General features: G+C 69.1%; 13 protein-coding genes. 5 read left to right on the top strand and 8 right to left on the bottom strand.

The window, feature by feature from the left end; genetic code table 11:
• Positions 1-148: 148 nt before the first annotated feature.
• Positions 149-1,357 carry a tyrosine--tRNA ligase gene (gene tyrS / locus QRN67_RS26085; RefSeq protein ID WP_081269693.1) on the top strand — a complete coding sequence of 403 codons (1,209 nt, stop codon included), beginning with the start codon at positions 149-151 and terminating at the stop codon, positions 1,355-1,357.
• Positions 1,358-1,368: 11 nt separating this feature from the next.
• On the opposite strand, the gene QRN67_RS26080 is transcribed toward tyrS, so the two are convergent.
• The gene (locus QRN67_RS26080; RefSeq protein ID WP_285414204.1) at positions 1,369-1,968 is read right to left on the bottom strand and encodes an OmpA family protein; all 600 of its coding nucleotides are present in this window, start codon (positions 1,966-1,968) and stop codon (positions 1,369-1,371) included.
• Positions 1,965-2,429, bottom strand: a complete 465-nt coding sequence (locus QRN67_RS26075) for a FecR family protein (RefSeq protein ID WP_285414203.1) — start codon at positions 2,427-2,429, stop codon at positions 1,965-1,967. The genes QRN67_RS26080 and QRN67_RS26075 overlap by 4 nt, the downstream gene beginning before the upstream one ends.
• A 151-nt stretch (positions 2,430-2,580) precedes the next feature.
• Here QRN67_RS26075 and QRN67_RS26070 point away from each other — a divergent pair, with 151 nt between their 5' ends.
• Together QRN67_RS26070 and dtd are read left to right on the top strand one after the other, a co-directional pair.
• Entirely contained in the window at positions 2,581-3,498 is a 918-nt protein-coding gene (locus QRN67_RS26070) for a cation diffusion facilitator family transporter (protein WP_106936756.1), read from the top strand.
• Complete coding sequence (gene dtd / locus QRN67_RS26065; protein WP_106936757.1) at positions 3,495-3,938, top strand: D-aminoacyl-tRNA deacylase; 444 nt, start codon at positions 3,495-3,497, stop codon at positions 3,936-3,938. The genes QRN67_RS26070 and dtd overlap by 4 nt, the downstream gene beginning before the upstream one ends.
• A 14-nt stretch (positions 3,939-3,952) precedes the next feature.
• Here dtd and ybeY read toward each other — a convergent pair whose 3' ends face one another.
• Both ybeY and QRN67_RS26055 read right to left on the bottom strand, forming a co-directional pair.
• The gene (gene ybeY / locus QRN67_RS26060; RefSeq protein WP_106936758.1) at positions 3,953-4,420 is read right to left on the bottom strand and encodes an rRNA maturation RNase YbeY; all 468 of its coding nucleotides are present in this window, start codon (positions 4,418-4,420) and stop codon (positions 3,953-3,955) included.
• 1 nt (position 4,421) lies between these two features.
• Positions 4,422-5,378, bottom strand: a complete 957-nt coding sequence (locus QRN67_RS26055) for a PhoH family protein (protein WP_172839902.1) — start codon at positions 5,376-5,378, stop codon at positions 4,422-4,424.
• Positions 5,379-5,398: 20 nt separating this feature from the next.
• Between QRN67_RS26055 and ruvA the strand changes: the two genes are divergently transcribed.
• The gene (ruvA, locus tag QRN67_RS26050) at positions 5,399-5,971 is read left to right on the top strand and encodes a Holliday junction branch migration protein RuvA (RefSeq protein WP_081269699.1); all 573 of its coding nucleotides are present in this window, start codon (positions 5,399-5,401) and stop codon (positions 5,969-5,971) included.
• The gene (locus QRN67_RS26045) at positions 5,968-6,855 is read left to right on the top strand and encodes a hypothetical protein (protein WP_285414201.1); all 888 of its coding nucleotides are present in this window, start codon (positions 5,968-5,970) and stop codon (positions 6,853-6,855) included. Before ruvA ends, QRN67_RS26045 begins: the two co-directional genes overlap by 4 nt.
• A 4-nt stretch (positions 6,856-6,859) precedes the next feature.
• Here QRN67_RS26045 and QRN67_RS26040 read toward each other — a convergent pair whose 3' ends face one another.
• From QRN67_RS26040 to QRN67_RS26025, 4 genes are read right to left on the bottom strand one after another with little or no spacing between them, the layout of a single operon-like run.
• Entirely contained in the window at positions 6,860-7,855 is a 996-nt protein-coding gene (locus tag QRN67_RS26040) for a Bug family tripartite tricarboxylate transporter substrate binding protein (RefSeq protein WP_285414199.1), read from the bottom strand.
• Between the two features lie 30 nt (positions 7,856-7,885).
• A complete protein-coding gene (locus QRN67_RS26035; RefSeq protein ID WP_285414198.1) occupies positions 7,886-9,145 on the bottom strand; it encodes an alkyl sulfatase dimerization domain-containing protein in 1,260 nt (419 codons plus the stop codon).
• Positions 9,142-10,479: a DUF1254 domain-containing protein gene (locus QRN67_RS26030; protein ID WP_285414197.1), complete on the bottom strand. Its 1,338-nt coding sequence runs from the start codon at positions 10,477-10,479 to the stop codon at positions 9,142-9,144. The genes QRN67_RS26035 and QRN67_RS26030 overlap by 4 nt, the downstream gene beginning before the upstream one ends.
• A 3-nt stretch (positions 10,480-10,482) precedes the next feature.
• The gene (locus QRN67_RS26025) at positions 10,483-11,898 is read right to left on the bottom strand and encodes a DUF1254 domain-containing protein (protein ID WP_503010946.1); all 1,416 of its coding nucleotides are present in this window, start codon (positions 11,896-11,898) and stop codon (positions 10,483-10,485) included.
• Positions 11,899-11,912: the final 14 nt, after the last annotated feature.

Raw genomic sequence — 11,912 nt, 5'->3', positions numbered from 1 at the left:
TGCAAGGCCCAGTACGTTCAGGGCGGCAGGAGACGGTGCGGAAAAAAGCGCCGCTTAGAATCCGGCGCTTGAAAAGTCGGGCTGAGTATAGCTTCGGCACCCCAAAAGTCAGCCAAAAAAGCCCGTAAAGGCCGAATCTGTTACATCCATGAGCCTCTCAAATAGTGTAGGACGCGCGCTCGAAATATCCCTCCGGGGCGCTGACGAGCTGCTGCCGCAGGACGAATGGGTGCGCAAGCTGCAGCGCTCCGAAGCCACCGGGACGCCCCTGCGCATCAAGCTGGGACTGGACCCGACCGCGCCTGACATTCACATCGGCCACACCGTGGTGCTCAACAAGATGCGCCAGCTGCAGGACCTGGGCCACCGGGTGATCTTCCTGATCGGCGACTTCACCAGCACCATCGGCGACCCCTCCGGCCGTAACAACACCCGCCCGCCGCTCACCCGCGAGCAGATCGAGGCCAACGCCCAGACTTATTACAAACAGGCCAGCCTGGTGCTGGACCCCGAGAAGACCGAGATCCGCTACAACTCCGAGTGGAGCGACCCCCTGGGCGCGCGCGGCATGATCCAGCTGGCCGCCAAGTACACGGTCGCCCGCATGATGGAGCGCGACGACTTCAACAAGCGCTTCAAGGCCGGCCAGTCGATTTCGGTGCACGAGTTCCTCTACCCGCTGATGCAGGGCTACGACTCGGTCGCGCTCAAGAGCGACCTCGAACTGGGCGGCACCGACCAGAAGTTCAACCTGCTCGTCGGCCGCCACCTCCAGCAGGAATACGGCCAGGAACCGCAGTGCATACTGACCATGCCGCTGCTGGAAGGCCTCGACGGCGTCGAGAAGATGTCGAAGAGCAAGAACAACTACATCGGCATCAGCGAGGACGCCAACACCATGTTCGCCAAGGTGCTGTCGATTTCCGACGACCTGATGTGGCGCTGGTACACGCTGCTGAGCTTCCAGTCGCTCGAGCAGATCGCGGCGCTGAAGGCCGAGATCGAAGGCGGCCGCAACCCGAAGGACGCCAAGGTCGCGCTGGCCAAGGAAATCACCGCGCGCTTCCACAGCGCGGCGGCGGCCGAGGCGGCCGAGCAGGATTTCATCAACCGCAGCAAGGGCGGCGTGCCCGACGAGATTCCCGAAGTGGCGCTGAGCGGCGCCCCGCTGGGCATCGCCCAGGTGCTCAAGCAGGCCAACCTGGCACCGTCGACTTCGGAGGGCAACCGCCTGATCGACGGCGGCGGCGTGCGGATCGACTCCGCCGTGGTCAGCGACAAGGCGCTGAAGCTGCCCGCGGGCAGCTACGTGGTGCAGGTCGGCAAGCGCAAGTTCGCGCGCGTGACGCTGAGCTGACCGGGGCGGCGCTAGCGGACTTCGATGGTGACGCGCCGGTTGCGCGGCTCGTCCACGTCGTCCGCGGTCGGTACCGCCAGTTCGCGCTCGCCGCGCCCGACAGCCTCGATGCGGCGCGACGGGAACTGGCGTTCCACCAGCAGCTGGACCACTTCCTGCGCACGCCGGCGCGACAGCTCGTCGTTCTGCTCGATCGAGCCCTTGGTGTCGGTGTGGCCGGTGACGACGATGTCGCTGCCGCTGCGCGCCTGTGCTTCGGCCAGCGCCTCGGACAAGGTCAGCTGCGAAGACGGCGTGAGCGTGGTGCCGCCGAGCTCGAAATACACCGTGTAGCGCTTCGGCGGCGGCGGGCGCATGTCGAACAGCTGCCTGTTCTCCGCCTGCACCTTGGCCGCGTCGGCCTGGTCGACGACCGGGGCGCCGCTGGCACCGACGGCGGCGGTGGCGCGCTGGTAGGGCTTGGACAGGACTTCTTCCCCGTCCTTGGCGCGAACCACCACGGCGGAAGGCGTGCCGTCGGCCTGCGGCAGCAGCACCACGCGCGTGCCGGGTGTCGAGCATGCAGCGAGCGACAGCGCGAGGACGGTGAGGAGTGCGAAACGGGTCTTCATGGGCGCCCGTCCGCTTGAACGATGAAATCGGTGCCACGGATGCCGATGGTGGCTGTCTGGGTTTCGACCCGCACCGCGTCGGGGTTGGTCTTGCCGATCAGGCCGGTGATCATGCGCATCGAACCGCGCAGCAGCGACAGCAGCATGCCGCCTTCGTGCGTGGTGCCGTCGAAATGGAATTCCTTCAGGTCGAGGCGCGACGCGGGGCCGACCACCAGCGTCGTGTCGTCGCGCATCACCACGGAGGCCGAGGAGTCGGGCCCGGTGACGATGCGGTCCACGGAGCCCAGCGCATCGCCGGGACTGGCGTTGCGGACGGCGCCGCCCGCATCGAGCAGCTGCACGCTGCCGCGCACGGACTTCACGAAGCCTGCCTTCGGTTCGGCGGCGGGCGTCTGGGCCATCGCTGCCGAGCCCACAATGGCGAGGCCGCACAAGGCGATCACGGTTTTTTTCATCATCCTGACTTTTCTGCGCGAGATGTTTCGCAACGGTCACAAATATTAAGGCGAAGGCGTTACATATGGACACGAGGCCGAAAATTCAGCCGGATCTTGCGGCCTATTACCGCTTTTTGCGTGGCCATTCGTCCAAATCCACATCCGATCCCGCATGACGCTGACCCCCAAGACCCTGCTTCGCCTCTCCGTCGCGGTCGCCCTGATCACCATCGTGCTCAAGGGAACGGCCGGCTACATCACCAATTCGATGGGCCTGATCTCGGATGCGATGGAGTCCTTCGTCAACCTCGCGAGCGCCATGTTCGCGCTGGCCATGGTGACCATCGCCGAGCGTCCGGCCGACGACGAGCACCCCTACGGCCACCACAAGGCCGAGTACTTCTCGTCGGGCTTCGAGGGCATCCTGATCGTCGGCGCGGCCATCGCGATCCTCTGGGTGTCGGTGCAGCGCCTGCTGTCGCCGCAGCCTCTGGAGCAGGTCGGCTGGGGCCTGGCGCTGTCGGTCGTGAGCTCGGGCCTCAACGCCGGGCTGGCCGTGATGCTGTTCCGGGCGGCCCGGGAACGCCGCTCCATCGCCCTGGAGGCCGACGGCCGCCACCTGATGACCGACGTCTGGACCTCGGCCGCGGTGGTGATCGGCATCGTCGGCGTGCAGCTCAGCGGCTGGCTCTGGCTCGATCCTGTGCTGGCCATCGGCGTGGCGCTCAACATCGTGCGCGAGGGCGCGAAGCTGGTGTGGCGCTCGTCCCAGGGGCTCATGGACCGCGCGCTCGACCCCGAGACGCTCGCCACCGTGCGCGCCACCCTCGACGCTTTCGCCGCCCGCATGCCCGAAGGCACCCGGCTGCGCTTCGACGACATGGTGACGCGCAGCGCCGGCCAGCGCCGCTTTGCCGACCTCCACATGCACGTGCCCGGCGACTGGACGCTGCAGCACGCCGCCAGCATGCGCGACCAGCTCGAGCAGTCCCTGATGGACGCCGTGCCGGGCCTGCGCGTCACCATCCAGCTCCTGCCCCTGACCATGGAAGCCCGCGCCACCCAGGCCGGCGAACATCACCCCCCATGAAAGCCGTTCTCCAGCGTGTCGCCCATGCACGCGTCGACATCTCGGGCCGCACCGTCGGCGCCATCGATTCCGGCCTGCTCGTGCTGCTGTGCGCCGAGCGCGGCGATGTCGATGCGCTGGCCGACCGCATGCTCGCCAAGATCCTCAAGCTGCGCATCTTTGCCGACGAGGCGGGCAAGATGAACCGCAGCGTGCAGGACATCGGCGGCGGCCTGCTGGTGGTGAGCCAGTTCACGCTCGCGGCCGACGCGAGCGGCGGCAACCGTCCCAGCTTCACACAGGCGGCGCCGCCCGACGAGGGGCGCCGGCTCTACGAGTACTTCGTGGCGCAGGCCCGTGCCGCGCACCCGGTGGTGGCCACCGGCGAATTCGGCGCCGACATGCAGGTGCACCTGCTGAACGACGGGCCGGTGACGATCCCGCTGCAGATGACGGCTTAGCCGCCGCCGTCCGGCTACTTGCCGTACGGGCTGCGGATGCCCAGGCCCGCGAGGATCTCGATCTCGCAGGCTTCCATCTCGTCGGCGTCGGCCTCGCTGGTCTCGTGGTCCCAGCCCTGCGCATGCAGCGTGCCGTGCACCAGCAGATGCGCATAGTGGTCGGCCAGGGTCTTGCGGTTTTCCTTCGCCTCGCGCGCCACCACCGGCGCGCACAGCACCAGGTCGGCCATCACCAGCGGGCTCTGCGCATAGTCGAAGGTCAGCACGTTGGTGGCGTAGTCCTTGCCGCGGAACTCGCGGTTCAGGCGCTGGCCTTCCTCGGCATCGACGATGCGCACGGTGATCTCGCCGTCGATGTCGAGCGCATGGCGGATCCAGCGCGTCACGCTGTGGCGCGGCAACGCGGCGCGGTGCCGCTCCACGCCCTTGAAGCGGCCGAACTGCAGCGACAGGGACAGTGCCGGGAGCTTCGATGCGGCCATCTCAGTGCGCTCCCGCGCGCTTGCGCTGGCCGTCGTAGGCGTCGACGATCTTCGCCACCAGCGGGTGGCGCACCACGTCGGCGCTGGTGAAGTGCGTCATGGCGATGCCGCTCACGCGCTTGAGCACGCGCTCGGCGTCGATCAGGCCGCTCAGTTGCTGCTTGGGCAGGTCGATCTGGCTCACGTCGCCCGTCACCACCGCGCGCGCGCCGAAGCCGATGCGCGTGAGGAACATCTTCATCTGCTCGGGCGTGGTGTTCTGCGCCTCGTCGAGGATCACGAAGGCATTGTTCAGCGTGCGCCCGCGCATGAAGGCCAGCGGCGCGATCTCCAGCGCGTTGCGCTCGAAGGCCTTCTGCACCTTCTCGTAGCCCATCAGGTCGTAGAGGGCGTCGTACAGCGGGCGCAGGTAGGGGTCGACCTTCTGCGTCAGGTCGCCGGGCAGGAAGCCGAGCCGCTCGCCCGCTTCCACGGCCGGACGCGTGAGCACGATACGCTGCACCGCCGCGCGCTCCAGCGCATCGACCGCGCAGGCCACCGCGAGGTAGGTCTTGCCGGTACCGGCCGGGCCGATGCCGAAGGTGATGTCGTGCTTGGCGATGTTGTCCAGGTACACCGCCTGGGTGGGGGTGCGCGCGCGCAGGTCGGTGCGGCGGGTGACCAGCATCGCGATGTCGTCATCGCCCTCGAGCATCGAGCCGTCGCCGGCCAGCGTGAGCTGCACCACGGCCGGGTCGATCGTGCGCTGGGCGATTTCATAGAGCGCCTGCAGCACGTCCATCGCGCGCTGGGCGGCGGCCTTGGGGCCGTCGACCTTGAACTGCTCGTGGCGGTGCGCGATCTTCACGCCCAGCGCTTCCTCGATGCGGCGCAGGTGGGCGTCCAAAGGCCCGCACAGGTGGCCGAGGCGCGAATTGTTCAGTGGGGTAAAGGTGTGTCGCAGAATCACGCCGGACATTTCAAGGAAAAAGGGCACCCATGATAGGCAAACTCACCGGCATCCTTGCCGAACGCAATCCGCCGCAGGTGGTGGTGGACTGCAACGGCGTCGGCTACGAGGTCGATGTGCCGATGAGCACGTTCTACAACCTGCCGAACGTCGGCGCGAAGGTGTCGCTGCTCACGCACTTCGTCGTGCGCGAGGACGCGCAGATTCTCTACGGCTTCGGTACCGCCGAGGAGCGTGCGGCTTTTCGCCAGCTCATCAAGATCACCGGCGTGGGGCCGCGCACCGCGCTGGGCCTGCTGTCGGGCATGAGCGTGGGCGAACTGGCGCAGGCGATCACCACCCAGGAGCTGGGCCGGCTCGTGAAGATCCCGGGCATCGGCAAGAAGACCGCCGAACGGCTGCTGCTGGAGCTCAAGGGCAAGCTCGGCGCCGACATCGGCCTGCCGGCGCATGCGGCCTCCGACGCGCAGGCCGACATCCTCCAGGCGCTGATCGCGCTGGGCTACAGCGACAAGGAAGCCGCGCTCGCGCTGAAGGCTTTGCCGAAGGACGCGACGGTGAGCGAGGGCATCAAGCTCGCGCTGAAGTCGCTGGCCAAGTGAGCCTGCGCGGCGCCTGGTCACGCGTCCAGGCGCTGGGCCAGGAGTCGGTCCGCAGCGACGAACTGCTGATGCGCGCGGCCCATGTCGGCTGCGTGCCGATCCTGCTGGCCTACGGCTGCGCGGGGCTCGTGTACGGCAACCTGCCGATGTTCACGCCGATCGGCTTCGTCGACATGCCGGGCGCCTGCGCCTGGCTGACGGCCGCGATGGCCTTTGCGCTGGCGATCTTCGCCATCGACTGGCTGGTGCGCGGCGCGCTGTCGGTGGCGCCGCCGCCGGTCATTGTGGTGAAGCGGGTCTGGCGGCCGGGGCAATTTCCGTCGCCCGTGCTGCCGGCGCATGCCTTTGCGCAGCCGCGTTCGTCTCCCTTGCGCATCGGCTGCCTGAGCGTCGCGGCCGTGGCCTGTGCGTCCGCGCTGGTGGGGCGCGTCACGCTCGCGCTGGGCTGGCAGGCCTTTGCGCGCCCCGGCGGCCTGGCGCCGCAGGCGGAATGGCCGCTCTACCCGCTGCAATGGGTCTGGCCGTGGCTGCTGCCGCTGGCCCGCGACCGCTTCGTGCTCGGGCTGATCGGTGTCGGCGTGGCGTTGTTCGTGGCGGCGCAGCTGATGTCGTGGCGCAAGATGCGCGGCGCGTGGTTTCCGCTGCTCACCATCCTGCCGCTGTTGCTGACGCTCAACTTCCTCGGCTCGGCGGGCTTCGACTTCGCCGCCGCGCGCGGGCTCGGCGGCCTGAACGAACCCGACCTGGCGAGCGCGCTCGCGCAGCAGCCCGGGCGCTACAACGTCTTCACCTTCCTGAGCCTCTGGATCGCCATCGGCTTCGGCACGGTCGGCATGATCCTGGGCTTCTGGTTCGGCCGGTCACGACACATGGACGACGACTGACCGCTCATTCGAGCGTCAGCCCGATGTCCTTCACCAGCACGCTCCAGTCGTGCAGGTCTTTCTGCATGGTCGCGGCGAATTGCTCGGGCGTGTTCTGCGGCAGGTCGGTGAAATTGAGTTCGCGCAGCCGCTGCACCACGGCCGGGTCCTTCAGCACCTGGTTCACCGCGGTGTTGAGCTTCTTCACGATGGCCGGCGGCGTCTTCGCGGGCGCCAGCAGCCCGTACCACGAGTAGTTGGTGAAGGGGTAGCCGGCCTCGGTCATCGTCGGCACGTCGGGCAGCATCGGAATGCGCGAGGGGCCGCTGTTGGCCAGCGCCTTCAGGCGCCCGGCGCGCACCAGCTCCACCGTGGACGACATGTCGGCGAAGGCCGCGTCGACCTGGCCGCCCATCAGGTCCTGCACGCAGGGGCCGCTGCCCTTGTAGGGCACGTGCGTCATCACCAGGCCGGCCTGCTTCTTGAGGCTTTCCATCGCCAGGTGGCCGCCGGAGCCGTTGCCCCACGAGCAGTAGCTGAGCTTGTCGGGCCGCGCCTTGGCGTAGGCGATGAATTCCTTGAGCGTCTTCACCGGCAGGTCCTGGCGCACCAGCAGCAGGTTGCCGCCGCGCCCGATCTGCGCCACGGGCGCAAAGTCTTTCACCGGGTCGTAGGGCAGCTTCTTGTAGAGGCTGGGGTTCACCACCATCGCAGCGGCGTAGGTGAACAGCAGCCGGTAGCCGTCGGGCGTGCCGCGTGCCACCAGGTCGGTGCCGAGGATGCCGTTGGCGCCGGGTCGGTTGTCGATGATGAAGGGCTGCTTCAGCGACTTGGAGAGCGCGTCCGCGATCAGCCGCGAGATGGTGTCGGTGCCGCCCGCCGCCGCCGTGGGAACGACCAGTGTCACCGGCTTGTCGGGGTAGGTGTCGGCACCCTGCGCGTGGCCGGCTGCCGCGGCGCATGCGGCGAGCACGCCGAGGGCCAGCGCGCGCACGCGGTGTCCGAGGAATGTGGTTGTCATGTCTTGTCTCCTGGGATGCTGGGGTATGGGTCAGTGAATGCCGAAGCGCGCCTGCGTTCCCTGCTCGATCATGTCCGCGCCGACGCGATACAGGTTGCGCGACACGTAACTCGGCACCTGCCGCGCACGCTCGCGCAGCCATTCGGCCTTGAGCGAACGCGCCTCCGCAATCTCTGGCGTGTCGCCCTCGGCGGTGGCCAGCAGGTCGATCACGTGGAGCGCCAGCTGCCACTGGCCGCCTTGCGCCAGCGTGCGTGCATGCGTGATCACGCCGCGCTTGTCGCTGATGGCGTCGGCCACGGCACGGCCAATGGCCTCGGGCGCCTCGGGGTGCAGCGAGGTGGGGTTGCGGTCCCACCAGCCGTTCTCGGAGCGGTAGATGTCGCGCACGATGTAGCCGGGGTCGCCGTAGGTGGGCTTCATCCACTCGACGCCGAACAGCTCGTCGGGAAAGCGGATGCGCGCCAGGACGCCGCGCTCGTTCAGTCCTTCGTTCATGAGCCGCACCACCTCCGCGCGCAGCCAGCGCAGCGCCCGCGCGGTGTGCGTGAGCACGTGCCGCACCTGATCCTCGCCCTCCAGCGTGGCGCCGAACTCGCGCACCGCCTTGCGCGCGCCCAGCGCCGCGAGCGCATCGAGCGTGTCGGCCCAGCGCACCGTGTCGCGCATCGTGCGAAATGGCGTTCCGATGTTGGGGATCGAATCGATCAGCGCCGCGCCGCCGTACAGCACCCGCTGCGACGGGCTCCACAGCGCGATCGCGTCGTCGGTTTCCGAAGGCGCCCAGCGGAGTTCGATGCGCTGCTCGCCGCCGCCGATCCGCAGCCGGTCGTCGAAGGTCTCGGTCGGCGCGTGCATGGCGAGCCGGCGGTCGAAGAAGCCGGCGGGCCGGTTGAACTGGATCTCGGCCATGCGGTGCTGCAGCGTCTCTGTCTCCCTGTAGCGGGCCTGGCGCCGAAGCACGTTGCGGTGCGCGATGACGCGCGGCGGCGCATCCCCGCGCTGCGCGGCATGCGCCAGCCACATCGGCACGCCGGCGTTGTAGCCCACGTGCCCGTGGCTGTAGCACAGCGCGTGCAGCGGCGCACTGCTGAGCGCGCGCACCGCATCGATCATTCCCTGCGTCACCGGGCCGCCCGGGCCCGCATCGATCACCACGAGCCCGGCGTCCGTCTCGGCCACGAAAGACTGTCCCTGGCCGCGCAGGATGTGCAGTCCCGGCGCGACCGTCTCGGTGCCCGTGCCGACGATGAGAAAGGGCTTTTCCTGTTCCACGATGCTCGTGCTCATGCGGCCTCCCCGGTGCGCACCAGTGCCGGCAGCGCATAGCGGCCGTCCAGCATTTCTTCGCGCGGCACGTAGGCGCGCAGGCAGAGATAGAAAGCGCCCTCGGGTGCGGGCAGCCAGTTCGCCTGCGCGGCTTCGCCTTCGGGCCGCGCATGCTGGATGTGCAGGGTGAGCCCGCTGTCGGCGTCGCGGCGCAGCGCCGGCGTGCGGTCGCCGATGGCGTAGCGGTCGATGGGATTGCCCACCAGCATGTAGTCGCGGCTGTCGTACATGGTGAGCGACCAGAAGGCCTCTACCGGTGGCAGATTGCCGGGCGCGAACCGCAGCGTGTAGCGGCCGCTCCCGTCGAGCTTGCGGCCCGAGGCGTCGTGCCAAGCCAGCGGATAGGTCGCCTCGCGGCTTTCGAGCATGCCGATGTACTTGAGCGCCACCAGCGCGCGCGCCAGGTGGTCGTCGCCGAAGCTGCCTTCGACCAGCGGCATCTGCACCCAGCCGGTGGAAGCCGTGGCGCCAGACTGCGCGTTGCGCAGCCGCGGCAGCACTGCATCGAGCGCTTCCTGCAGCAAGTTGCACTGCGTTTCACTGAGTGCGCCGGCATCGGGGCCCAGCCCGAGCGCGGCGAAGCGGGCGAGCAATGCCGCGTCGCGCGCGGGCGGCGGGTTCTCGCGCAGCGCGCGGTTCACCTGCGCCGCGAAGTGCTCGGCGCTCAGGGGTGCCTTCGGGTCGCAGGCCGGGTCGAAGCATTTCGGCATGGATGCCTTGCCGGACCGCCAATCGTCGAGCGTGCGAACGAGGAAGCCATCCTGCAGCGCATTGACCGCCTGCACGTCTTGCGGCCCATCGACCAGGATGCGCCCGATGACCCACAGCCAGCGCGTCGGCGCCTCGATGTGCGCGCCGGCCTCGCGGAACGCGGCAGGCAGCTCGCCGCGCCAGCCCGGCGCAGTGACGAGAAAGGATCGCGCGGCCGTCCCCGTGAGCCGCTGGCCGATGTGCGCGAACGGGTTCGTGTAGAAGTCCAGCAGGCCCAGCACGTAGTAGCGCCCCGCCGTGTCCGGCACGTCGATCACGAGCGGACCGTCCCCCAGGTCGAGCCAGGCGTTGGTGTAGAGCGTGTCGTTGTTCGGTGTGACCACGCGGCTCTTGCCCGCGCCAAGCAGTTGCCGCGCATGGGTGAACACGTTGCACCAGCGATGGGGCTTCGGGGCTTCCCCTGCGACGTCGGTGCGCTGTGGCGAAGTGGCCGCGCGCATGCGGCTCATCTCGTAGAGCGGGAAAGAATAGACGACGGCCTCTTCGGCCAGCGCGCGCGGTTCGTTGTCCTCGGTCGCCGGCATGGCTCAGGCCTCCCGTGCCTGCAGGGCAGGAATGCGCCAGCTCTGCACGCCTTCGCGCGGATAGTACATGCGCAGGATCAGGTAGAAGCGACCGGCCGGCGCGGGCAGCCAGTTGGCGGTGTCGCCCGGGCGCGCGTGGCTCAGGCCGATCTCCAGGCTGCCGTCCGCCGCGCGCTTCAGGCCCGGCGTGCGGTCGCCGATCGCATGGCGCCTGATCTCGTTGGGGTAGAGAAAACGGTCGGCGTCGTAGAGCGTCACCGACCAGAAGGCGTCGGCCGGCGGCAGGTCGTTGGCCTCGAAGCGCATCGTGTAGCTGCGCCGGCCGTCCAGCGGCTCCTGCTTCGCGTCGTGGTGCGCGGCGGCGTACACGGCTTCGCTGGTGGCCAGCGCGCCCAGGCCCAGGTAGGCGGTACGGGCGCGGCCGAGGAATTCGTTGCCGTAGCGTCCGGTGGAAGGCGTCATCGACCACGGCTTGGGGCGGCGGTTGCGCCCTGCCGCGCCGATCAGCTGCACGCCTTCCGCGAAGCCCTCGATCAGGCCCTCGCGCGAGGCTTCGTCCAGCGTCTCCCACGTGAACGCGGCGTCCGCCCGCAACCCTGCCTGGCCGAACCAGGCCACCAGCGCGCGGTCTTCCACGCGGCCCGGCGCCTCGGCGAGCTCCAGGCACATGTTGGTAAAGAAACGGGGCGCGACCTGCGCGGCCGGCTCGCCGTGTTCGAAGGCGGCGGCCATCGCGTCCTGCAGCGGGCCGTCCCAGTGCTCGACGGCGGCCGGCCGGCCCTGCAGTGCCGTGCCGGGCGCGGGGGCCAGCTTGATCTCGGACTGTAGCGCGCGTGCGGCGGGCCAATCGCTCTCGTCCCCGACCAGGATGCGGCCGATCAGCCAGACGAGGTCCGTCGGGCAATGCACCACGCGGTGGCCGGCGAGCGATGCGGGCACCGTGCCGCCCGGACCGACGAGCACCACGGTCTCGCCCTCGGGGCTGCAGTTGCGCGGCCCCAGGTTCTCGAAGTTCTCGGTGTAGGCGTCGTACAGCGGCAGCACGAAGTAGCGCCCCGGATGGCGCGACGACGCGGGCACCGTCAGCAGCATCGGCCCGTGGGCCAGATGCACCCACGCGATGGCGTAGAGCAGGTCGTTGGCCGGCGTCACCACATCGCGGTCTTCATGGGTGGAGGGGCGCGGCGCGTGATGCAGCGTGTTCAGCGGCGCGCGCACGTCCGAGCCGTGCGAGGCGCCGGCGCGGCGCTCGGCCCGGGGCGCGGTCTGCATGGCGCAGGTGCGATAGGTTTCGGTGAGGGGGTAGCCGTAGACGAAGGCGGCCAGGCCGATCGAGCGGGCGAGCGCCTTGCGCGCGAGGGTCGCGGCGAGTTGGGTTTCGGGAGCGTTCATGTCGGAGTTCTCTTTGCTGGGGTTCATGGAATGCGAGTGGG

Source organism: Variovorax sp. efr-133-TYG-130, from assembly GCF_030208835.1.
Classification (GTDB): domain Bacteria; phylum Pseudomonadota; class Gammaproteobacteria; order Burkholderiales; family Burkholderiaceae_C; genus Variovorax.
The sequence above is the reverse complement of the archived record's forward strand: the minus strand, read 5'-3'. Positions and strand labels throughout refer to the sequence as shown.

Bases quoted from the DNA above. Each gene is read 5' to 3' on its own strand.
- tyrS (WP_081269693.1), top strand. From the start codon at position 149: ATGAGCCTCTCAAATAGTGTAGGACGCGCGCTCGAAATATCCCTCCGG.
- QRN67_RS26080 (WP_285414204.1), bottom strand. From the start codon at position 1,968: ATGAAGACCCGTTTCGCACTCCTCACCGTCCTCGCGCTGTCGCTCGCT.
- QRN67_RS26075 (WP_285414203.1), bottom strand. From the start codon at position 2,429: ATGATGAAAAAAACCGTGATCGCCTTGTGCGGCCTCGCCATTGTGGGC.
- QRN67_RS26070 (WP_106936756.1), top strand. From the start codon at position 2,581: ATGACGCTGACCCCCAAGACCCTGCTTCGCCTCTCCGTCGCGGTCGCC.
- dtd (WP_106936757.1), top strand. From the start codon at position 3,495: ATGAAAGCCGTTCTCCAGCGTGTCGCCCATGCACGCGTCGACATCTCG.
- ybeY (WP_106936758.1), bottom strand. From the start codon at position 4,420: ATGGCCGCATCGAAGCTCCCGGCACTGTCCCTGTCGCTGCAGTTCGGC.
- QRN67_RS26055 (WP_172839902.1), bottom strand. From the start codon at position 5,378: ATGTCCGGCGTGATTCTGCGACACACCTTTACCCCACTGAACAATTCG.
- ruvA (WP_081269699.1), top strand. From the start codon at position 5,399: ATGATAGGCAAACTCACCGGCATCCTTGCCGAACGCAATCCGCCGCAG.
- QRN67_RS26040 (WP_285414199.1), bottom strand. From the start codon at position 7,855: ATGACAACCACATTCCTCGGACACCGCGTGCGCGCGCTGGCCCTCGGC.
- QRN67_RS26035 (WP_285414198.1), bottom strand. From the start codon at position 9,145: ATGAGCACGAGCATCGTGGAACAGGAAAAGCCCTTTCTCATCGTCGGC.
- QRN67_RS26030 (WP_285414197.1), bottom strand. From the start codon at position 10,479: ATGCCGGCGACCGAGGACAACGAACCGCGCGCGCTGGCCGAAGAGGCC.
- QRN67_RS26025 (WP_503010946.1), bottom strand. From the start codon at position 11,898: ATGAACCCCAGCAAAGAGAACTCCGACATGAACGCTCCCGAAACCCAA.